The following is a 1,184-nucleotide window of genomic DNA, read 5'->3' as shown; positions in this document are numbered from 1 at the left end:
AGTCGAAAGGCTTCGAACTAGCTGCCAGCTTTCGATTCACATTGGCTGTTGCGATCGCAGGATCAGCCACGCGGGAACGAGTGGCCACTCTCCAGCTCTAGGACAATCGAAATGCGTCAATTCCATGAAATGAAATGCCTCGAACGAACGCTATCGGTTTTGGTAGTGCCTGCGTTTTTCGCAGCATCCTGCCCAGCAATGGCGGCAAGTACGGGCTACATCACCGAGATCGTGACCAACCCAAACAATGGCGCAGTCAATTTCGTCGTCAACGGCCAGCGAACCGATCTACCCGCGTGCGCAAATGGCCAGCGGCTGCGCTGGGCCATCGATGGAACAAACGCCCTTGCTCAACCCACGATTGCCCTCCTATTGGCAGCCCATGCCCAGAACCAAAAAGTCTTTGTTCAAGGCCTCGGCTCATGCAGCTCTCGCGATCAACCGAATGTTGAAGCCGCATCATACGTTGCTTTAATTCCTTAACCCATCCGAGCGACGCGAATACACACAATCGCGGGAAAACCCTTGGTTCACCCCAGATTATCTCTAGCCATTTTTGGACATCCGATGCAGCGACATCTATTAAAACAAATTATAGCCACCTTGATCCTATGCGCCCCAACTACGGCATGGGCAAGCGAAGTCATTCACATCGACAAGATCGAAAAGGTGATGGTCGGACAATCCAGCTCAGGTAACGACCAAGTCTGGGTTCGCATTGCCGGTTTTCCGGCAGGGGTGGCGACAGAATGCGTTTACGACAACTACACACTACTTTACGTTGCCGATGACCAAATTATCAACCGCGACAAAGCCTTTTCGATGTTGCTATCCGCCAAGGCATCGGGGTCGAATGTCGACATTGCTTACGACGTGGTTGGTACTGCGGCCGACTTTTGGGGATTTGGCATATCGAAATGCGTGATACGCCGAATCAGCATGGGGTAGACCCGAGCCAATCGGCCTACAGATGAAACAAGGTTTATGCTTTTTTCGGCACAGACGCCGCTGAAAATATCTGGTGCGCGTACGACTTCAATATACGCCCACTAGATAAGTCGTAGCCAGAAACTCGCGGGCAGCGCAAAAGATATCGATGTTCAGGTCAACCACCCCTGCTTCTACACACTAGGGCGTGAACTCATAAATCGGGTTGAGTTGTCGGCCTTGGCGTGATTCAGGCG

General features: G+C 52.2%; 2 protein-coding genes. Both read left to right on the top strand.

What is annotated here, in order from left to right:
• Positions 1-111: 111 nt before the first annotated feature.
• Positions 112-483, top strand: a complete 372-nt coding sequence (locus V7066_RS26930) for a hypothetical protein (protein ID WP_334186001.1) — start codon at positions 112-114, stop codon at positions 481-483.
• An 84-nt stretch (positions 484-567) separates the two neighbouring features.
• Complete coding sequence (locus tag V7066_RS26925) at positions 568-948, top strand: hypothetical protein (RefSeq protein ID WP_334186000.1); 381 nt, start codon at positions 568-570, stop codon at positions 946-948.
• Positions 949-1,184: the final 236 nt, after the last annotated feature.

Source organism: Novosphingobium sp., from assembly GCF_036820275.1.
In the GTDB taxonomy this organism is placed as follows: Bacteria; Pseudomonadota; Alphaproteobacteria; order Sphingomonadales; family Sphingomonadaceae; genus Novosphingobium.
This window is presented reverse-complemented; position numbering and strand designations above follow the sequence as displayed.